This is a genomic window from Pseudomonas sp. Snoq117.2 (assembly GCF_900110545.1).
Taxonomy (GTDB): Bacteria; Pseudomonadota; Gammaproteobacteria; order Pseudomonadales; family Pseudomonadaceae; genus Chryseomonas; species Chryseomonas benzopyrenica.
In genome coordinates this window covers 310,191-329,264 of the sequence record NZ_FOED01000002.1, presented here as the reverse complement: position 1 = coordinate 329,264, position 19,074 = coordinate 310,191, and the positions used below count along the sequence as shown (strand labels likewise).

At 66.2% G+C, this 19,074-nt stretch carries 17 protein-coding genes; 10 read left to right on the top strand and 7 right to left on the bottom strand.

What is annotated here, in order from left to right; all coding sequences use genetic code 11:
* Positions 1-14: 14 nt before the first annotated feature.
* The 6 genes from BMZ43_RS07430 (at position 15) to BMZ43_RS07405 (ending at position 7,586) form a co-directional block, all read left to right on the top strand.
* Positions 15-1,043 (top strand): Zn-dependent oxidoreductase, encoded by a 1,029-nt coding sequence (locus BMZ43_RS07430; protein ID WP_093251871.1) that lies wholly within the window; start codon positions 15-17, stop codon positions 1,041-1,043.
* A gap of 69 nt (positions 1,044-1,112) precedes the next feature.
* A complete protein-coding gene (locus BMZ43_RS07425) occupies positions 1,113-2,390 on the top strand; it encodes an MFS transporter (protein WP_026083873.1) in 1,278 nt (425 codons plus the stop codon).
* On the top strand, positions 2,387-3,820 hold the full coding sequence (locus BMZ43_RS07420; RefSeq protein WP_017641279.1) for a mannitol dehydrogenase family protein: 1,434 nt from the start codon (positions 2,387-2,389) through the stop codon (positions 3,818-3,820). Before BMZ43_RS07425 ends, BMZ43_RS07420 begins: the two co-directional genes overlap by 4 nt.
* Position 3,821: 1 nt before the next feature.
* Positions 3,822-5,006, top strand: a complete 1,185-nt coding sequence (uxuA, locus tag BMZ43_RS07415; protein WP_093251867.1) for a mannonate dehydratase — start codon at positions 3,822-3,824, stop codon at positions 5,004-5,006.
* Positions 5,006-6,016: a zinc-binding alcohol dehydrogenase family protein gene (locus BMZ43_RS07410; protein ID WP_093251862.1), complete on the top strand. Its 1,011-nt coding sequence runs from the start codon at positions 5,006-5,008 to the stop codon at positions 6,014-6,016. Before uxuA ends, BMZ43_RS07410 begins: the two co-directional genes overlap by 1 nt.
* A gap of 13 nt (positions 6,017-6,029) precedes the next feature.
* The gene (locus BMZ43_RS07405) at positions 6,030-7,586 is read left to right on the top strand and encodes a UxaA family hydrolase (RefSeq protein ID WP_093251857.1); all 1,557 of its coding nucleotides are present in this window, start codon (positions 6,030-6,032) and stop codon (positions 7,584-7,586) included.
* Positions 7,587-7,918: 332 nt separating this feature from the next.
* On the opposite strand, the gene BMZ43_RS07400 is transcribed toward BMZ43_RS07405, so the two are convergent.
* A complete protein-coding gene (locus tag BMZ43_RS07400; RefSeq protein WP_059315147.1) occupies positions 7,919-8,464 on the bottom strand; it encodes a ProQ/FinO family protein in 546 nt (181 codons plus the stop codon).
* 348 nt (positions 8,465-8,812) lie between these two features.
* Positions 8,813-9,361, bottom strand: a complete 549-nt coding sequence (locus BMZ43_RS07395) for a cysteine hydrolase family protein (RefSeq protein WP_093251852.1) — start codon at positions 9,359-9,361, stop codon at positions 8,813-8,815.
* A gap of 107 nt (positions 9,362-9,468) precedes the next feature.
* Here BMZ43_RS07395 and BMZ43_RS07390 point away from each other — a divergent pair, with 107 nt between their 5' ends.
* Positions 9,469-10,458, top strand: coding sequence for a GlxA family transcriptional regulator (locus BMZ43_RS07390; protein ID WP_093251847.1), 990 nt, complete (start codon positions 9,469-9,471; stop codon positions 10,456-10,458).
* A gap of 246 nt (positions 10,459-10,704) precedes the next feature.
* Positions 10,705-12,735, top strand: a complete 2,031-nt coding sequence (locus BMZ43_RS07385; RefSeq protein ID WP_093251843.1) for an ATP-binding protein — start codon at positions 10,705-10,707, stop codon at positions 12,733-12,735.
* A 143-nt stretch (positions 12,736-12,878) separates the two neighbouring features.
* Here BMZ43_RS07385 and BMZ43_RS07380 read toward each other — a convergent pair whose 3' ends face one another.
* Complete coding sequence (locus BMZ43_RS07380; protein WP_173147743.1) at positions 12,879-13,439, bottom strand: hypothetical protein; 561 nt, start codon at positions 13,437-13,439, stop codon at positions 12,879-12,881.
* 329 nt (positions 13,440-13,768) lie between these two features.
* On the opposite strand from BMZ43_RS07380, the gene BMZ43_RS07375 reads away from it, so the two are divergent.
* Positions 13,769-14,284, top strand: a complete 516-nt coding sequence (locus BMZ43_RS07375) for an Lcl C-terminal domain-containing protein (protein WP_256562907.1) — start codon at positions 13,769-13,771, stop codon at positions 14,282-14,284.
* A 52-nt stretch (positions 14,285-14,336) separates the two neighbouring features.
* Here BMZ43_RS07375 and BMZ43_RS07370 read toward each other — a convergent pair whose 3' ends face one another.
* On the bottom strand, positions 14,337-15,047 hold the full coding sequence (locus tag BMZ43_RS07370) for an SOS response-associated peptidase family protein (protein ID WP_093251832.1): 711 nt from the start codon (positions 15,045-15,047) through the stop codon (positions 14,337-14,339).
* Positions 15,048-15,462: 415 nt separating this feature from the next.
* Here BMZ43_RS07370 and BMZ43_RS07365 point away from each other — a divergent pair, with 415 nt between their 5' ends.
* Positions 15,463-17,871: a membrane-bound PQQ-dependent dehydrogenase, glucose/quinate/shikimate family gene (locus BMZ43_RS07365; protein ID WP_093251828.1), complete on the top strand. Its 2,409-nt coding sequence runs from the start codon at positions 15,463-15,465 to the stop codon at positions 17,869-17,871.
* On the opposite strand, the gene BMZ43_RS07360 is transcribed toward BMZ43_RS07365, so the two are convergent.
* From BMZ43_RS07360 to bigR, 3 genes are read right to left on the bottom strand one after another with little or no spacing between them, the layout of a single operon-like run.
* Positions 17,837-18,283, bottom strand: coding sequence for a DUF6691 family protein (locus BMZ43_RS07360; protein ID WP_093251818.1), 447 nt, complete (start codon positions 18,281-18,283; stop codon positions 17,837-17,839). The two genes, BMZ43_RS07365 and BMZ43_RS07360, sit on opposite strands and share 35 nt — an antisense overlap.
* Entirely contained in the window at positions 18,280-18,690 is a 411-nt protein-coding gene (locus BMZ43_RS07355) for a YeeE/YedE family protein (protein ID WP_093251814.1), read from the bottom strand. The genes BMZ43_RS07360 and BMZ43_RS07355 overlap by 4 nt, the downstream gene beginning before the upstream one ends.
* Positions 18,687-19,037 (bottom strand): sulfite-sensing transcriptional repressor BigR, encoded by a 351-nt coding sequence (bigR, locus tag BMZ43_RS07350; protein ID WP_093251810.1) that lies wholly within the window; start codon positions 19,035-19,037, stop codon positions 18,687-18,689. Before bigR ends, BMZ43_RS07355 begins: the two co-directional genes overlap by 4 nt.
* Positions 19,038-19,074: the final 37 nt, after the last annotated feature.

Here is a 19,074-nt window from a genome sequence, read left to right as displayed (position 1 = left end):
GCGAGGAATCCAGGATGAAAGCCTTTCAGGTCAGAGCACCCCACGAATTCAGCATCGAAGAGGTCGCGGTGCCCGTGTTGGCACCGAGCGAGGTCCGCGTCGGGGTGGCCTATGCCGGCATCTGCGGCTCGGACATGCACATCATCCATGGGCAGAACGCCTTCGTGCGCTTTCCCCGCGTCACCGGCCATGAATTCGCCGGGGTGGTGCGCGAGGTAGGCGAGGGCGTGAGCGGCCTGGCGGTGGGCGATCCGGTCTGCGTCGATCCGGTGATCGCCTGCGGCAGCTGCTATCCCTGCCGCATCGGCCGGCCCAATGTCTGCAGTCGCCTGCAGGTGCTGGGGGTGCATCGCGATGGCGGCTTCAGCGAAGAGGTCTGCGTGCCCGCGGCCAATGCCCATCGCCTGCCGCCCGGTTTGCCGCTGGCCCAGGCCGCGCTGGTCGAGCCCTACAGCATCGCCCTCAATGTGCTGGAGCGGATGCAGGTCTTTCCCGGCGATTCATTGCTGATCTATGGCGCCGGGGTGATCGGCCTGACCCTGGTGCAGATGGCCAGGGCGCTGGGCATCGCCGACATCACCGTGACCGATGTGCTGGACGATCGCCTGGCCACCGCCCGTGCCCTGGGCGCGACCCGCACTCTCAATGGCCGCGATACCGATGTCGAGGCGGCGCTGCGCGAGGCCACCGGCGGCGAGGGCGTGCCCCTGATCGTCGACGCCGCCTGCCATCCGGCCTTGCTTCCGGAGATCGTCCGCCTGGCCTCGCCGGCCGGGCGCATCGGCCTGCTGGGCTTCAGCGCCACGCCCAGCGAGCTGGTGCAGCTGGAGATCATCAAGAAGGAACTGACCCTGGTGGGCTCGCGGCTCAACAACGGGCGCTTCCCGCGGGTCATCGAGCTGCTGGCGGCGGGCAAGCTGGATGCCGCGGCGCTGATCAGCCATCAGGTGGCCAGCCAGGAGATGCCGAGCGCCATCGAGCTGATCGAAAGGCACCCCGAGCAGACGCGCAAGGTGCTGGTGCAGTGGGGCGGCAACGTCTGAAAAATCCGACTCCCCCTGGGGAGTTCTCTTATGCCTTACCGAATAAAGACAATGAGCGGGAGGTAACAAATGGCTGGACAAGGTCGTGGGCTGGTACTCGTCATGCTGTTCCTGGCGGGAGTCGTCAACTATCTGGATCGCTCGGCGCTGTCGGTGGCGGCGCCATTGATCCAGAAGGACTTCGCGCTGAGCGCCGGCGAGATGGGGCTGCTGTTCAGCGCCTTCTTCGTCGGCTATGCGGCGTTCAACTTCATTGGCGGCTGGGCCGCCGATCGCTATGGCGCCAAGACCACGCTGCTGCTGGCCATGGTGCTCTGGTCGGCGTTCAGTGGCCTGACGGTGCTGGCCTCGGGCTTCGCCGCGCTGATCGTGATCCGGGTGCTGTTCGGCATGGCCGAGGGGCCCTTGAGCGTCTCCACCAGCAAGATGGTCAACAACTGGTACGCGCCCCATAACCGGGGTCGCACCCTGGGCCTGTCGATGTCGGGCACCCCTTTGGGCGGGGCCATCTCCGGCCCCATCGTCGGGGTGATCGCCGTGGCCTACGGCTGGAAGGTGTCCTTTATCGTCATCATGCTGATCGGCTTCGTCTGGGCCGTGGTCTGGTACCTCTGGATCAAGGACAAGCCGACCGGCCAGTTGGCCGCCGACATCGCCGCCGAGGAGCGCGCCGTGGCCGTGGTGGATACCGAGGTGCGGCCGCTCAAGTACTATCTGCGCCAGCCCACGGTGCTGTTCACCGCCCTGGCGTTCTTTGCCTACAACTACACCCTGTTCTTCTTCCTGACCTGGTTTCCCAGCTACCTGATCCAGGCCTACGGCCTCAACGTGAAGGACATGAGCATTGCCACGGTGATCCCCTGGGTGCTGGGCTTCATCGGCCTGGCGGTGGGCGGCTATCTGTCCGACTGGGTGTTCCGCAAGACCGGCCGGCTGATGTTCTCGCGCAAGGTGGTGCTGGTGACCTGTCTGCTGGCCTGTGCCCTGTGTATCGCCGTGGCTGGCCTGGTCAGCACCCTCTATGCGGCCGTGGCGCTGGTGGCGCTCTCGGTGTTCTTCCTCTATCTGACCGGCGCCATCTACTGGGCGATCATCCAGGACACGGTGCCGGCGGCGCGGGTCGGCGGGGTGAGCGGCTTCATGCACTTCCTGGCCAACACCTCGGGCATCATCGGCCCGGCGGTGACCGGCTACCTGGTGCAGTTCACCGGGGCCTTCACCAGCGCCTTCCTGCTGGCCGGCGCCCTGACCGTGATCGGCTCGCTGTGCGTGGCGCGCTTCGTCAAGCCGCTGGCCGAGCGGCCGGCGAGCGCACCGACCGAGCTGGCCGCGGGAGGCACCCGATGAGCGACTTCGAACGGATCCCCTCGCGCTATCCGGCGCCGGCCATCGGTATCGTCCACCTGGGACTGGGCGCCTTCCACCGTGCTCACCAGGCGGTCTACCTGGAACGCAACCTGGCTCGCCATGGTGGTGGTGCCTGGGGCCTGAGCAGCGCCAACCTGAGGTCGGGGCGGGCGCTGGTGGAGACCCTGCGCGCTCAGCAGGGTCGCTATCACGTGGCCGAGTACCGCAACCGGCGCGAAGGGGTGCTGCGCGAGATCGGCGCCCTGCGCGAGGTGCTCTATGCCGGTGACGGCGGTGCCGAGCGCGAGGCCCTGCTGGCGCGGCTGGCCGATCCCGGGGTGCGCATCGTCACCCTGACGGTGACGGAAAAGGGTTACTGCCTGAGTCCCGCCAGCGGTGCCCTGCGGCGCGACGATCCCGGCATCGTCCACGACCTCGCCGAACCGCGGGCGCCGCGCACCCCACCGGGGCTGCTGGTGGAAGGCCTGCGCCGCCGGCGTGCCGCGGGTATCGCACCCTTCACCGTGCTCTGCTGCGACAACATGCCCGACAACGGCCAGCGGACCCGCCAGGCGGTGGTGTCCCTCGCCGAGGCCCAGGACGCGGGCCTGGCGGCCTGGATCGCCACCGAGGTGGCCTTTCCCTGCAGCATGGTGGATCGCATCGTGCCGGCCATGGACGAGGCCGCCTTCGCGCGCTTGCGCGACCTTGGCTGCGATGACCCGGCCGCGGTGGTGGGCGAGGCCTTCAGCCAGTGGGTGATCGAGGATCGCTTTCCTCAGGGACGCCCGGACTGGGAACACGAAGGGGTGCAGATGGTGGCGGACGTCCGCCCCTTCGAGACCATGAAGTTGCGCCTGCTCAATGGCAGCCATTCGCTGCTGGCCTATGTGGGCAGCCTGGCCGGCCACGGCACCGTGGCCGAGGCCATGGCCGACCGTCAGCTGGCCGCTCTGGTGCACCGCTACATGAGTCGCGAGGCGGCGCCAACCCTGGACATGCCCGATGGTGTCGATCTCGACGCCTATGCCGAAGCCCTGGTCGCACGCTTTCGCAACGATGCCCTGCAGCACCGGCTGCGCCAGATCGCCATGGATGGCTCGCAAAAGCTGCCCCAGCGCTGGCTGCTGGGAGCCCAGCGGCTGCTGGAGCAGGGCGGTGATTTCTCCTGTACCGCCCTCGGCGTGGCGGCCTGGATTCACTTTGGTGACGCCGAGGGCGAGGCCCTGGACGATCCCCTGCGCGCCACCCTGGCCGCCTTGCCTAAGGGCGTGGCGCGGGTCGATGCCGTCCTGGCGCTAGCCGAGGTCTTTCCGCCAGCGTTGGCCGAGCAGGCCGCCTTCCGCGAAGCGGTGCAGCAGGCCCATCGGCGCATCGCCGAGGCGGGCATAGGCGCGGCCATCGCCGACTTGACCGATCAAGGAGTCTGACATGGAACATACCTGGCGCTGGTTCGGCCCGCGCGATCCCATCTCCCTCGCCGATATCCGCCAGACCGGTGCCACCGGCATCGTCACGGCGCTGCACGAGATTCCCAATGGCGAGGTCTGGCCGGTAGCGGCCATCGCCGAGCGCAAGGCGCTGATCGAGGCGGCGGGTTTGAGCTGGTCGGTGGTGGAAAGCATCCCGGTGCACGAGGACATCAAGCGTGGCCTGCCGGGGCGCGAGCGCTACCTGGACAACTACCGGCAGAGCCTACGCAACCTCGCCCAGTGCGGCATCGACGTGGTCTGCTACAACTTCATGCCGGTGCTGGACTGGACCCGCACCCAGCTGGCCCATCGACTACCCGACGGCGGCTGGGCGCTGAGATTCGATCAGGATGCCTTCGCCGCCTTCGACCTTTGCATCCTGCAGCGGGATGGGGCCGAAGCGGACTACTCCGCCGCGGAGATCGAACGCGCGCGCTGCTATCACGAGGATCTCGACGCGGCCGGTCGCGAAGAGCTGGTACGCACCCTGATCGCCGGGCTGCCCGGTGCCGAGGAAGGCTATTCGGTCGCCGACCTCCGACAGTTGCTGGCCACCTATGCCGGGATCGACGCCGCGCGCCTGCGTGAGCACCTGGCGGTCTTCCTGCAGGCCGTGGTGCCGGTGGCGGAGGAGGTGGGGATCCGCCTGGGGGTGCATCCGGACGATCCACCCCGGCCGCTGCTGGGATTGCCGCGCGTGGTCTCCACCGCTGCCGACGCCCAGTGGCTACTGGAGGCGGTGCCCAGCCCCGCCAACGGCCTGACCTTCTGCACCGGCTCCTATGGCGTGCGCGCCGACAACGACCTGGTAGCCATGGCCCGCCAGTTCGCCTCGCGCATTCACTTCGTCCACCTGCGGGCGACCCGCCGGGAGGAAGATCCACGCAGCTTCCACGAAGCCCATCATCTGGATGGCGACGTGGACATGGTCGGGGTGATCCGCGAGTTGGTGCGCGAGGAGCGTCGCCGCGAACGCGAAGGCGGTGCGCGCCTGCCGATGCGACCGGATCACGGTCACCAACTGCTGGATGATCAGGACCGACGGACCAATCCGGGTTACTCGCTGATCGGCCGGCTCAAGGGCCTGGCCGAATTGCGTGGTGTGGAACAGGCCGTGCGGCGCCTGGAAGAGGAGAGACACTGATGTTGACCATCGTCTGTCAGGAGCCCGGTCTGCTGCGCGCCGAGCAGCGGGAGAAGCCCTTGCGTCGCCCGGGCGAAACCCTGGTGCGCATCGAGCGGGTCGGGGTGTGCGGCACGGACCTGCACATCTTTTCCGGCAATCAGCCCTACCTGAATTATCCGCGGGTCATGGGCCACGAGATCTCCGCCACGGTGACCGAGACCGAAGCCGACTCGGGCCTCGCCGAGGGCGACTTGGTCTATGTGATGCCCTATCTGTCCTGTGGCGACTGCGTGGCCTGCCGCCAGGGCAAGACCAACTGCTGCACCCGCATCCAGGTCCTGGGCGTGCATTGTGATGGCGCCATGACCGGCTACCTGGGCCTGCCCCACGGCGCGCTGTTCCGTGCGGATGGCCTGGATGCCGACCAGGCGGCCATGGTGGAGTTTCTCGCCATTGGCGCCCATGCGGTGCGGCGCGGTGAGGTAGCCGGTCAGCAGCAGGTGCTGGTGGTGGGCGCCGGTCCCATCGGCATGGCGGTGGCGCTGTTCGCCCGCCTGCGCGGGGCGCGGGTGACGGTGCTGGACGGCCGTACCGATCGCCTGGCCTTCTGCGCCGAGCATCTGGGGGTGCAGGCCACGGTCGCGCTTGGCGAGGATGACGAGGCGCGCCTGCGCGACCTCACCGGCGGTGATTTTTTCGATGTGGTGTTCGACGCCACCGGTAATCCCCGCGCCATGGAGCGCGGCTTCGCCTTCATCGCCCATGGCGGCAAGTACGTGCTGGTGTCCATCGTCCAGGGCAACCTGAGCTTTGCTGATCCAGAATTTCACAAGCGCGAGGCGACCCTGCTCGGTAGCCGCAACGCCACCGCCGAGGATTTCCGCCACGTGCACGATTGTCTCCGGCGCGGGCTGGTGCCCACCCAGGCACTGAATACCCACCGACTGCGCCTGGAGGACGTGCCCGAGGCTTTCCCACCCTTGCTCGATCCTGCCGAGGGCGTGGTCAAGGCCCTCATCGAATGCTGAAGCGGAGACGGACATGGAACTGATCACCCGTAGCGGCGCCGCGGCGGCCACCCGCGCCACCCTGCGCCTGCATCCCCAGGACGATGTGCTCATCGCCCGCCAGCCACTGGTGCCGGGCCTGGAACTGCCGGAGGAGGGGGTGCAGGTTCGCGAACCTGTGCCTGCCGGTCACAAGGTTGCCGTGCGCCCTATAGCAATGGGCGAGCCGGTACGACGCTATGGTCAGATCATCGGCTTCGCCCGGGAGGCCATCACCGCGGGCAGCCACGTCCACGTGCACAACCTCGCCATGGGCGACTTCACCCGGGAGCATGCCTTCGGCATCGAGGCCCGTGGCGCGCCGGTGCCGATCGAGCGCAGCTTCCGGGGCATCGTCCGTGCCGATGGTCGGGTGGCGACCCGCAACTACATCGGCATCCTCACCTCGGTGAATTGCTCGGCGACGGTGGCGCGGGCAGTGGCCGACCACTTCCGGCGAGACGTCCACCCCGAGGCGCTGCAGCCCTATCCCCATGTCGACGGCGTAGTAGCCCTGACCCATGGCGTCGGTTGCGGCATCGATACCCAGGGCGAGGGCATGGCGGTGCTGCGCCGGACCCTGGGCGGCTACGCGGCCCATGCCAATTTCGCCGCCGTCTTGTTCATCGGCCTGGGCTGCGAGGCCAACCAGATCCCCACGCTGCTGGCTGACCAGGGTCTCGCCGAGCATGCGGGGCTGCGCAGCCTCAACATCCAGGACAGCGGCGGTACCACCGCCACCGTTGCTCGCGGCATTGAAGCCGTAAAAGCCCTGTTGCCTGCGGCCAACGAGGTGGAGCGCGAACCGGTCAGCGCCCGGCATCTGATCCTTGGTCTGCAATGCGGCGGATCGGACGGCTATTCAGGCATCAGTGCCAACCCGGCGCTGGGCCGCGCGGTGGATCTGCTGGTGGCCGCCGGCGGCACCGCGATCCTTTCGGAAACCCCGGAGATCTACGGCGCCGAACACCTGCTCACCCGGCGCGCCGCCAGCCCGGCGGTAGGCGAGCGACTGGTGGAGCGCATCCGCTGGTGGGAGGACTATTGCGCCCGTGCGGGCGCTAGCCTGGACAACAATCCGTCGGCGGGCAACAAGGCGGGTGGTCTCACCACCATCCTGGAGAAATCCCTTGGCGCCGTGATCAAGGCCGGCTCCACCGATCTCATGGCGGTCTATGGCTACGCCGAACCGGTGCGCACCCCCGGCCTGGTGTTCATGGACACCCCCGGCTACGACCCCGTCTCGGCCACCGGCCAGGTGGCGGGCGGCGCCAACCTCATCGCCTTCACCACCGGACGCGGTTCCGCCTATGGCTGTGCACCGACGCCATCGCTCAAGATCGCCACCAATACCCGGCTCTGGGAGAGTCAGCGTGATGACATGGACGTGGATTGCGGCGGCCTGGTCGATGGCAGCACCACCCTGGAAGAGCGCGGCGCCTTCATCTTCGAGCGATTGCTGGCCCTGGCCTCGGGAGAGCGTAGCCGTAGCGAGCTGCATGGCTATGGACAGAACGAGTTCGTGCCCTGGCAGCTGGGTGCGGTGACCTGAAGGGTGAACCCGCTCGCCTGATAGACAGCGGGCACCCGCATCCCCTTGGAGAAGGGCGCCGCCTATTGGTGGAGGCTGCCAAGCGGAAGCAGGGGCTCGACGTCTTGGAATGACGCGATGAAGCCTATCAGGCTCGGCTATCCCGGCTGCGGGGCAGGTGCCAGACTTCGGCCCCGCAGCGAACGCTGCAAGGATGAAAGGGGTGTGGCGACGGAGATAGCGACCACCAGATGGCCGCGCCAGTCGCGATCGTTACCGGAGAAGTAGCCTTGCTGCTGTAACAGCAACCCGTCGTCGAGTGGCGCGCCGCCCAGGGCAGCGCGCCATCGGCGTCAGGCCGATTCGCCGTCCGCGGGAGCGGCGACGGGTTCGGTGGCTTCGGGCTCGGCGGGCGAGGCCGTTTCAGCCTTGGCCTTGGCCTGCTCGCGGCGGGCCTGGGCGCGCTGGCGGCGCGCCTGCTGCTTGGCATAGACCGCCTGGGAAGCGGTCACGCTGCCGGCCGGCTGGCCATTCAGGTCCAGACGAGGCGCGTCCTCGGTCATGGCCGCCCAGTAGCGAGTGCCGCGACACCAGGTGGCGATGGCCTGCTTGAGCTGGTCACCGGTGATGCCCAGCCGCTCCAGGTGCTGCTCGGCGTCTTTCAGGATACCTTCCTTGAGCGGCACCTTGGGCGCAGGGTTGACCGGGAAGGCCAGCGGGAAATGCTTTTGCAGGCGGCGGATGCCCTCGACCACCGGATCCTGCTCGCGGGGCTTTTGCTCGCGGGGCTTGGCTTTCGGTGAAGGTCTCCGCGCCGGCCGCTCTTTGCTCTCGGTCGTTACCTGCGCTTTCTCGGCCCGCAGGCGGTCGCGTAGTTCAGCTAGTTGCTCAAAGCCCATCGTTCAGCTCACCGCTCCAAATAGAATTCACGTGCAAGGGTAACCCATGCCGGGCTTGGACCGCGCCCTTTGCAAATCGGCACGGCCAAACCGGTTAGCTCGTCATTCTAAAGGCTGGCCTGCCGATAAGGCATCCTTGAAAGTGTCCTTCCCGGCGGATGGTGGTCCTGACGGACGTTTTCTAGCCACCACCGGTCAGGCGCGATACCTACTGCGTCTTTGGAAAACAGTCCGAACATCGGCTGGAGAATACCTGCTGCGCGGGGCCGACCCTGTCGAGCCGGTACCTGAGGCTGCGGCGCGACGGCTGAAATTCCTCGCCGGCCTGGGCAACCTTTCGCCAGCGCGTTAGCCGGCGAGATAGGCGTCGGTGGATTCCAGGCTCGCATAGGCAAAGGCCAGCGCCGCCATCAGGGCGGCATGCACCTGGGCAGCCGGCACCCGGACGCCTTTAAATTCCAGATCGAGGGTGGCGCAGGCATCGTGGATTACCGTCACGGCGTAGCCCATGTCGGCCGCGGCCCGGACGCCCGCATCGATGCACATATGGCTCATGGCGCCCACCACGACGAGCGAGCCGATACCCCGCTCGTCCAGCAGCTGCTTCAGGTTGGTTTCCCGAAAGGCATTGGGATAATGCTTGACCACCACCGGCTCGCCAGCCTGGGGCGTGACGGCCGCCTGGATCGCGACGCCCTCGCTGCCAGGCACGAAAATCGGTGCCTCGCTGCTGAGCGACTGATGCTGCACATGGATCACCGGGACGCCCTGGTCGCGGGCGTTGGCGATGATCCGGGCGGCGTTGGCGACCGCGGCCTCGATGCCGTCGAGGGGCAATTTGCCGGTGGGGAGGTATTCGTTCTGCAGATCGATGACGACGACGGCGTGCTTGCTCATGTCCAGCTCCTCGGAAGATGCTTCAGGTCTTGGGTCCGGTCATGATTGGCCAGCCGCGCCGGCAGGCGAAGGGGCGTGACCGACAACATCAGGGGTGCCAGCGACACATGCACGATCAACCACCGGTCGAACTCGGTCTGCTGCTCTATCCCGGCGCGCAACTGGCGACGGTCCACGGCCTCACGGATCTGTTCGAGATCGCCGGGCGCCTGACCGGGACCGCGGAGGATGCGGAGCGCCCTCGATTGCGCGTCAGCCACTGGCGGCTGGAGGAGGGCGCAGCGGCGCCCAGGCGGGTCTACGACTCGCTGCCCACAGCGAGCGGCTCACCCAGCGTGCTGATCCTGCCACCCAGCCTGGCTGAGCCGATCACACCGGAGGCTGCTGCGCCCTATCGCGAGTGGCTACGTCGCCAGCACCAGAGCGGCGTGCGTCTGGCCTCGATCTGCGCCGGCGCCTTTCTGCTGGCTGAAACCGGCTTGCTGGACGGCCGCACCGCCACCACCCACTGGCTCTATGTCGAGCGCTTCAATGCGCGTTTCCCTGCCGTCCGCCTGGACGCCGACCAGCTCCTCATCGATGGCGAGGATCTCGTCACCGCGGGCGGCCTCATGGCCTGGACCGACCTCGGCCTGCGCCTGGTCGATCGGTACCTGGGCGCCAAGCGGATGCTCGATACCGCGCGCATCCTGGTCATCGACCCGCCGGGTCGGCAGCAGCGCTACTACAGCGCCTTTTCGCCGCGCCTGAGCCATGGCGACAGCGCCGTCCTCGCCGTTCAGGAGTGGCTGCAGGAAACCGGCGCCCAGGACATCGCCCTGGCTACCCTGGCCCAGCGCGCCGGACTCGAACAGCGCACCTTTTTGCGCCGCTTTCGCCAGGCGACTGGCATGACCACCACGGCCTACTGTCAGCAATTGCGCGTCGGCCGCGCCCGGGAGCTGTTGCAGGCCAGCCGTCTGCCCCTCGAACGCGTCGCCTGGGAGGTGGGCTACAGCGATCCGGGCGCCTTCCGCAAGGTCTTCACCCGTGTCGTGGGACTGAGCCCGGGGGATTACCGGCGGCGGTTCGGGGGTGTGGTGAGGGCAGGGCGGTGAGGCCCGCTCTCGCTGCAACGCATGCTCATCCGCGAGTCTAGCCAGCACCAGACCGCCGTCTGCTGCTCTCACCCGAACCCATCAGGCCTGCTGGATCGGCATGCTTCATGGCTCCACCAAAGGCGTCTCGTCTTCTTGGTTGAACCGAGCGCTGGCGATCGGCCTCCACTGAAGGAGACAAGACAGGGGTGTCTGGACTAGACCAGGCATCGACTCGCTTCGCGACGACCGACTCCGCAGGTGCCAATGCGTCAGGATCCAAACTTCCAGTTGCTGTTCGAAGGACTTCCCCATCTGGTGCTGGTGCTCTCTCCAGGTCCTGACTTCATCATGGTGGCAGCCAACGAAGGACGCCTGCGCGGCACCAATACCCGCCGCGAAGACTGCATGGGGCGGTCGATATTCGAGGTGTTCGGCCGCAATCCCGACGGCAGGTCGGAATTCGGCGCCGGCGTGTTGCGCGCTTCGCTGGAGCGGGTGATGCAGAGCCGTGAGCCCGATCGCATGGCGGTGACCCAGTACGACATTCCGCGGCGGTCCAGCGAAGGCGGCGGCTTCGAGGTGCGTTACTGGAGTCCGTTGAACGTTCCGGTGCTGGACGACCAGGGTGAGGTGATCTACATCATCCACCAGACCGAAGACGTCACCGAACAGGTGCTGGCCCAGCAACATTCCCGCCCGAGTCTCAAGCTCGCCGACGAACGCTTTCGGGCGGCGCTGCTTGCCTCCGAAGCCGGTATCTTCGACTGGTACCTCGACGAATGTCGCTTCTATTGCGATAGCGCCCTCCAACAGCTTTTCGGCCTGCCCGATGTCCTGACGACGAATCCCGTCGAGCGCTTCCTGGACTTCGTGCATGGGGGCGACAGGGACGTGCTACGCGGATGCCTGGCCGATTGCCTGCAGGGGAAGGATTTCGCTGTCGAGTTTCGGCTCCACCGCGGGGCAGGAGAGCAGTGGCTGCTGAGCAAGGGCAAGGTCTTTCGCGACGCCGCTGGCCAGCCGTCCTATGTGACCGGCACCTGCGTCGACATCACCGCCCGCAAGCGAGCCGAGAAGGCGCTGTTCGAACTCAACGAGACGCTGGAAGCGCGCGTCTCCGCCGAGGTGGCCGAGCGCTCCCGGGTGGAAGACACCCTGCACCAGGCGCAGAAGATGGAGGCGGTCGGTCAGCTCACCGGTGGTATCGCCCATGACTTCAACAACTTGCTCACGGGCGTCATTGGCAGCCTAGAGCTGATGCAACGGCGCCGACGCGGTGGCGATGCGAGTGAGGACGAGCGCTACATCAACGCGGCGGTCACCTCGGCCCAGCGGGCGGCGGCGCTTACCCAGCGGCTACTGGCGTTTTCCCGCCGGCAGACCCTCGATCTCAAACCGCTCGAGGTCAATCCACTGGTGGCCTCGCTGGAAGACCTCCTGCATCGCACGACCCGGGAAAACATCGCCATCCGGACGCAGCTGGCCGCCGGCCTGTCGCTGGTGCGGATGGATGCCAACCAGTTGGAAAGCGCCATCATCAACCTGGCCATCAACGCCCGCGATGCCATGCCCGATGGCGGCACCATTACCATCGCCACCTCAGCCGTGCACGTCACCGCAGAGCAGGGCGCGGCCATGGAGTTCAAGGAGGGCGACTACGTGATGCTCTCCGTCGCCGATACCGGTCTGGGCATGACTCCCGAGGTCCTGGCCAAGGTCTTCGAGCCCTTCTACACCACCAAGCCGATCGGGCAGGGCACGGGCCTGGGGTTGTCCATGGTGTATGGCTACATGCGCCAGGCCAATGGCGCCGTCCGTATCCTCTCGCAACCGGGGAAAGGAACAAGGGTGCAACTCTACATGCCGTGCCTGGGTGGGGAGGTGGGCATCCTCGCGGTCGAGGAGCAGAAGGCTGCGCCTCTGGGAGGCGGCGAGGTGGTCCTGGTCGTCGAAGATGAGGCCGTGGTTCGCTCCCTGATCCTGGAGGTGCTGGGTGAACTGGGCTACCGGACCCTGGAAGCAGCGGATGCCCAGGAGGCCATACCCTTCCTGGAGAATCCTCAACGCATCGATCTGATGATTTCCGATGTGGGTCTGCCTGGCATGAATGGCCGCCAACTGGCGGACCTGGCCCAGGCCAATCGTCCGGAGCTCAAGGTGCTGTTGGCGAGCGGTTATGCGGAAGGCTCGAACGTGAGTGGTTATCTCGCCGCCAACATGGAGATCATCACCAAGCCCTTCGCCATCGATACCCTGGCCAACAAGATCAACGAGATGCTGAATCCGGAGGGTTGAGGGCGGGTCTTCGTTGAAGCAGGGCTGCCGGGCTTGCGTCTGGCAGCGCCCCTGAGGCGTAAAGACCGTTCTGGTGCTCTGGCGACGAACCGCAAAGGGGAACGTTACCCGTCCTTGGTCAAAGGCGCTTACCGAAGACGGCGTTACCCCGCCTTTTCATAGACGGCAACGCTCCAGTAGCCACTACCGCTATTGCCTGTTGCGGCCCAGCCGCCACGCTGCAGCTGCCTGGCGATCAGGCGGTTCATGAAGCCGTGTCCCAGCAGCAATACGCTTCCCGGGGTGCGCCCGGCCAGAGCGACGAGCTGATCCGCCGCCTGGTGCGCCCGCCCCTTTGCCTGGGCATAGGACTCCGACTCCTTCGCCAGCCCGCAGAGCCAGAGCAGACGAAAGACGAACGCCCAGGTGAAGGGCGACAGGCGCAGAATCGGAACGCTCACCACGGGCAGCGCTGCCTCGCAGAAGACCGAATCCCTGATGGTTGGTGCTATGCCCAGCGCGGCGAGAGAGGTCAGGGCACGTGGGGCAGTGCTGGTGGCTGTCAGGCCGATATCCCTGACTGCGGCTATTGCCTCCGAAGTGGGGGTATCCGTGCCTATTTCGGACCGATCATAGTCCGCGATCCAGCGCGCCATAGCAGAGGAGGCCATGGCGGGACAGCTCTTCAGCGCCGGCTTGCCATGGCGCATCAGTATGATTTTCATCGAGCTTGGCCATTTAACGAAGATGATACGGTTGGAGTCATGGATAAGCCGCTGGAATCATGCTTCGGCCGGCGTTATCCATTCTTCTGGCGATAAGTTTCTATAAGTTTGCCGGCGTGGTTCTAGGTTATTACAAAGAACGGCTGCAAGCTTATGATCTTCAGGAAAAAGGCGTGGCAGTTTGGATAAGTCACTTGGAATCAAGGCCTTATAAAGTATTGATAGTGCGTTCGTAGTATTTTTGTTGTTTGTTTTTCATGATATACACGCGCTCGTTTATTTGGTCTTAATTGCTGTTTGGCGTTTCTGGAGTAGTTATTTTGCAAGGGATGTTGATGAGGCTGGGAGTGGGGTTGTCGTGTTTTGGGGGGCTCCTGTTGAGTTCGGCAGTAGCGGCCACCTGCGTCGAGCATCCGCCACTACAACTGCAGATCGCGAGCGACAGCGCCCTGGACAGCCAGGCCCAACTGGTCTGGAAGCGTTGTCTGCTGGGAACGACCTGGAACGCACGGACCAAGGGTTGCGAGGGTGTGGCAAAGGGGTACTCGCAGAAGGAGGCCCAGCGCGCCGCTCAGGCTGTTCTCGGCGAGTGGCGCCTGCCCACGGAGCCTGAGCTGGAGACCCTGTTGGTGGAAAGCTGCGCGGGCCTGAAGCTTGATCGACGCGTCTTTCCCAATGTCGCAGCGGCGGATTTCGGCGAAGGCGCGAAGATCTGGACGAGTTCGGAGGCCTTGCCGGGAATGTTCTACTTCCTCAATTTCAGCGTTGGCGGTCTGGATATGCACTCCGCTGGCTTCGGTCTTGGTGTCTTGCTGGTCAAGGATGCCAAGGGCAAGAGGCAATAAGGGCAGACCATGGGCGCGGCGGGCTGGATTACAAGGCTCACGCTGATCGCGCCTACACCAGTGGCTCGGCGATCCGCTCTAGCAGTTCAGGCCCATCGTTCTTCACGCTGCCCACGGCTTTGCCGACCGGATACCAGTGGAAGGCCTCCACCGGCGTTCCTTCGATCTCACCAATCTCGGCGGCGCGTTCCATGGACAGCTCGGGATCCAGCCATTCGCGGGCAATGGTCGGGGGCAGGACCAGGGGGCGGCGGTCATGGATATCGACCATGCCGGCGTCGGAAGCTGCGGTGACGATGACGAAGCCATCATCCTCCTGGGGTGCCTGGTCTGCCGGCCGGAAGTGGCCGATGGCGGCGAAGAACAGCGGCTCGCCGGATTTCAGCTGGATGAAATAGGGCTGCTTGCGCTTCGGGTCCTCAGGATCCTTTTTCCATTCGTACCAGCCATCCGCGATCACCAGGGCGCGGCCCCTTTGCCAGAGGCCGCGAAACATCCGGCTGGTGGCCGCCGTTTCGACGCGGGCATTGATCACGGGCGGACGCTTGGCCTGGCGCGCCCAGGCAGGCTGGTAGCCCCAGAGCACCGGGTCCAGGTGCAAGCCATCCTCCTGCTGATTGAGCAGCAGCACCCGGGTGCCGGGTGCCACGTTGTAGCGGCCCAGGGCGCGAGGTTCCAGGCCGGTGCGGACGTCAGCCGCATTGGCGCCCAGGGCGTCCAGATAGTCGAGAGCGTAACGGTACTGGGCAAAGCGGCCACACATGGGCGCCTCCTGGGGCAAGGGATCAAGGCGAGTGGCGCTTTTGGCGCTGGCCTGGACGGTCCGCAAGCGGAAGTCCACTGCCCGCTGTTCGCCGAGGCAACCTGTCAGAGGCTTGGACAGTGACGTTTGGCTGAAGTACCCGCAGCGTCCGCGCCGGCCTCATCATGAAAACGAGACCGGTGGTGGCTGATCGGGAGGAGGGCCTCTGCACAGGTCGTAGCCAGGCAATGCCCGTAGTGAGGAAGGGTCACGGCGGTCCAGCTCGGGCGATCTTCAGGCGAGTGAGCCGGCAAGTAGGCAGAGCAAGGCTAGTTCCACCCCTCGCCATCTTTGAAATTTCTTGCAAAACATTTGAACACCAGCCGGTCGTGCCTAGTCTGCCAGTGGAGAACAACAAACCTGGCGGATAAGACGCATGAAGTCCTGGCTCCTGACGAAACCCCGGTTATCCGGCTTGCTCATCCTGCTCCTCGGCATACTGCTGGCCGCTGGCGGGGCCTGGCTGCTGCTGTTGGGCGGCAGCGCCTATTACCTGGTTGCCGGCATAGGCCTCTGCCTGACCGGCAGCTTGCTGATGAAGGGGCGCCGGCTGGCGCTGTGGGTGTACGGCCTCGTCTGGCTGGGCAGCGTACTGTGGGCGTTCTGGGAGGTTGGCCCCGACGTCTGGAAGCTCGAACCCCGACTCATGCTACCGACCCTGCTGGGGCTCTATCTGCTGTTGCCCTTCATCCGTCGGCGCCTGGACGGCAACCGCAGGGTTTCAGGGGCAGGCTATGTGATCGTTCCCCTGGCCGCCGCGGTCCTGGTCGGCGGGCTGTTCTTCGCCCATCCCTATCCGCCAGACCAGCCTCTGGCAGCCGTCGCGCCAGGTAGCCAGGTGACTACCAATGCCTCGGGTGTCGCCGAGGGTGACTGGAATTTCTATGGGCGCACCGCCGAAGGCGAGCGCTGGTCGCCGCTGGCGCAGATCACGCCTGACAATGTCAGCCAGTTGCAGGAGGCCTGGACCTACCGCACGGGCGATCTGCCCAGGGGCGACGAAAACAAGCACGGCTACGAATTCAACTTCGAGGCCACGCCGATCAAGGTCGGCGATACGCTCTACTTCTGCACGCCGCATCGAGAGGTCATCGCCCTGGATCCGGACACCGGCGAGCAGCGCTGGCGCTTCGATCCGCGCGCCGATACCTCGAACAACGCCTACCTGGCCTGCCGCGGCGTGGCCTATTACAAAGCGCCGGAAGGAACGGCGACGGCCTGTCCGGAACGCATCATCTCCTCGGTAGGGGATGCCCGGATCATGGCGCTCAATGCCCGTACCGGCGCGCTCTGCCAGGACTTCGGCAAGGGCGGCTATGTCTCGCTGCGGCAATACCTGGGCGAGGTGCCCAAAGGTTTTCACTTCGTGACCTCGCCGCCGCTGGTGATCCATGATCGCGTGGTGCTCGGTGGCTGGATCTATGACGGCCAGAAGACCAACGAGCCTTCTGGCGCGGTGCGAGCCTTCAACCCCATCAATGGCGAAATCGTCTGGGCCTGGGACGTTGGCCATCCGGACGATCCGGTGGTCCATCCGACGCCGGACCAGACCTTTACCCGGGGCACGCCCAATGCCTGGGGCGTCTACACCGCCGATGTGGCGCGCGGGATCCTCTACCTGCCCACCGGCAATGCGGTGCCCGACTACTACGGCGCCGAGCGACGACCCTTCGACGAGAAATACTCCAGCTCCCTGGTGGCGCTGGACGTGGACACCGGTGCGCCGCGCTGGAGTTTCCAGACCTTGCACCATGACCTCTGGGACATGGACGTGCCGATAGGACCGTCGCTGGTCGATCTGCCAGGCGACAACGGCCAGCCGATTCCGGCGCTGGTGCAGACCACCAAACGCGGCGAGCTCTTCATGCTCAACCGCGTGACCGGCGAACCCATCGCCCAGGTCGAGGAGAAGCCGGCGCCCCAGGGCGGGCTACCGGAGGAGCATGTCGCGCCGACCCAGCCCTATTCGACCGGCATGCCCACCTTCGCGCCGCCGGAGATCAGGGAGTCCGACACCTGGGGGGTGTCGCCCCTGGACCAGTTGCTGTGCCGGATCGAATTCCGCCAGATGAACTACAAGGGCGCCTTCACGCCCTTCGAGCTGGACAAGACCACCCTGGTGTATCCGGCGTTCGACGGCGTGATCGACTGGCACGGCGCCTCCATCGACCCGGAGCGCAAGCGCCTCTATGCCAACCTCAGCTACATCCCCTTCAAGGCCGAGGTCTATGCCCGGGCAGATGCCGAGCGCGAAGGGCTGGTGGAGCCCTGGGACGGCAAGGGCACACCGCCGCGGCCGAAGAAGTTCGCCATCAACCCGCAATACGGCACGCCCTATGTGGTCAAGGTCGATCCCTGGCTCGGCCTGCTCGGTGCGCCCTGCAAGGCGCCGCCCTGGGGGCAGCTGGCAGCCGTGGACCTGAAATCCCGCACCCTGGCCTGGCAGCATGACGTAGGTACCACCCGCGACATGGGTCCTCTGGGCCTGCACATGGCGCCGCCGTTTCCCACCGGCATGTTCAATATTGGCGGCCAGGTCAATACCCGCTCGGGGCTGATCTTCATGGGCGCCACGGCGGACAACTACCTGCGGGCCTTTTCCGCGGCCAGCGGCAAGGAGCTATGGAAGACGCGCCTCCCCGCGGGGGGCCAGGCGACGCCCATGACCTATACCGGGCGTGATGGCCGCCAGTATGTGGTCATCGCCGCAGGTGGTCATGGTGGTCTGGGCACCAAGGCGGGGGACTACGTCAAGGCCTACGCCTTGCCTGGGAATGCCCACTAGCGCGGCGGTCATGCAGCACCATCCCCAGGACCATGGCCACGACGAAACCCTGGACCTTGGCGATACCCAACCCCAGGCCTGCCAGCGCGGGCCCGGGGCATAGCCCGGCCAGCCCCCAGCCAAGGCCGAAGAGCAGGGCACCCAGCAGCAGGCGGCGGTCGACGGGTGTGGTGGGCGGCAGGTGAAAGGCGCTGTCGAGCAAGGGCCGCGCCAGCCGGCGCTGGAGCTGGACCGCGGGCAGCGCCACCAGCAGGGCGCCGCCCAGCACGAACAGCAGGCTAGGGTCCCAGTGTCCGCTGGCGAGATCGAGAAAACCCAGTACGCGAGCGGGATCGAGCATCCCCGAGAGGGCGAGGCCGCTGCCGAAGAGCAGGCCGGCCAGCAGCGCTACGACCAGTCGCCCCGATTTCATCGCAGCAGCCCCAGCAGGGTGGCCGTGGCCAGGCCACAGGCCAGGAAGACGGCGGCGGCGGCCAGCGAGCGGCGCGAACCTCGGGCCACGCCGAGGATGCCATGGCCCGAGGTGCAGCCCGAGCCCAGCCGCGTCCCGAAACCGACCAGCAGCCCCGCCAGTAGCAGTTGAGGCCAGGTCGCGTCCACGGTCAGGGAGGGAGGCGCGTGCAGGCCGCTCACCAGCAGCGGTCCTAGCACCAGGCCCAGCACGAAGACCAGGCCGGTGCCGGCCTGCTGTCCGCCGAGCAGCCGGCCGAAGATCCCGCTGATGCCGGCGATCCGCCCATTGACCAGCAACAGCAGGCTGGCGGCCAGGCCCAGCAGCAGACCGCCACCCAGGGCGGGCATATAGGAGACGAGGATCATGGTGTCTGGCTCTCGGGCTGACAGAAGATCTGGTAGAGCGCCTGCAGCAGCTGGGCGGCCTTGTCTTCGGTGAGCCGGTAGAAGATCTGCTTGGCCTCGCGGCGGGTGGTGACCAGGCCAGCCTCGCGCAGCACGCCGAGTTGTTGGGAGAGGGTGGGCTGGTGGATGTCCAGGCGGGCTTCCAGTTCGCCGACCGCGTATTCACCTTCGGCGAGGGCGCAGGCCAGCAGCAGGCGAACCGGATGCGCCAGGGTCTTGAGCAGGGCGGCCACCTCCCGGGCGCGGGTCTGCATGTCCTGGGGGGAGAGGACCGCGCCTGGGGTGGGTCTGGTAGGTGGAATGGTCATGAGCAAGCCCGAGTTATTCAATATACAGTTTTATATA

Coding starts and splice junctions, on each gene's coding strand:
- BMZ43_RS07430 (WP_093251871.1), top strand. CDS start 15: ATGAAAGCCTTTCAGGTCAGAGCACCCCACGAATTCAGCATCGAAGAG.
- BMZ43_RS07425 (WP_026083873.1), top strand. CDS start 1,113: ATGGCTGGACAAGGTCGTGGGCTGGTACTCGTCATGCTGTTCCTGGCG.
- BMZ43_RS07420 (WP_017641279.1), top strand. CDS start 2,387: ATGAGCGACTTCGAACGGATCCCCTCGCGCTATCCGGCGCCGGCCATC.
- uxuA (WP_093251867.1), top strand. CDS start 3,822: ATGGAACATACCTGGCGCTGGTTCGGCCCGCGCGATCCCATCTCCCTC.
- BMZ43_RS07410 (WP_093251862.1), top strand. CDS start 5,006: ATGTTGACCATCGTCTGTCAGGAGCCCGGTCTGCTGCGCGCCGAGCAG.
- BMZ43_RS07405 (WP_093251857.1), top strand. CDS start 6,030: ATGGAACTGATCACCCGTAGCGGCGCCGCGGCGGCCACCCGCGCCACC.
- BMZ43_RS07400 (WP_059315147.1), bottom strand. CDS start 8,464: ATGGGCTTTGAGCAACTAGCTGAACTACGCGACCGCCTGCGGGCCGAG.
- BMZ43_RS07395 (WP_093251852.1), bottom strand. CDS start 9,361: ATGAGCAAGCACGCCGTCGTCGTCATCGATCTGCAGAACGAATACCTC.
- BMZ43_RS07390 (WP_093251847.1), top strand. CDS start 9,469: ATGCACGATCAACCACCGGTCGAACTCGGTCTGCTGCTCTATCCCGGC.
- BMZ43_RS07385 (WP_093251843.1), top strand. CDS start 10,705: ATGCGTCAGGATCCAAACTTCCAGTTGCTGTTCGAAGGACTTCCCCAT.
- BMZ43_RS07380 (WP_173147743.1), bottom strand. CDS start 13,439: ATGAAAATCATACTGATGCGCCATGGCAAGCCGGCGCTGAAGAGCTGT.
- BMZ43_RS07375 (WP_256562907.1), top strand. CDS start 13,769: ATGTTGATGAGGCTGGGAGTGGGGTTGTCGTGTTTTGGGGGGCTCCTG.
- BMZ43_RS07370 (WP_093251832.1), bottom strand. CDS start 15,047: ATGTGTGGCCGCTTTGCCCAGTACCGTTACGCTCTCGACTATCTGGAC.
- BMZ43_RS07365 (WP_093251828.1), top strand. CDS start 15,463: ATGAAGTCCTGGCTCCTGACGAAACCCCGGTTATCCGGCTTGCTCATC.
- BMZ43_RS07360 (WP_093251818.1), bottom strand. CDS start 18,283: ATGAAATCGGGGCGACTGGTCGTAGCGCTGCTGGCCGGCCTGCTCTTC.
- BMZ43_RS07355 (WP_093251814.1), bottom strand. CDS start 18,690: ATGATCCTCGTCTCCTATATGCCCGCCCTGGGTGGCGGTCTGCTGCTG.
- bigR (WP_093251810.1), bottom strand. CDS start 19,037: ATGACCATTCCACCTACCAGACCCACCCCAGGCGCGGTCCTCTCCCCC.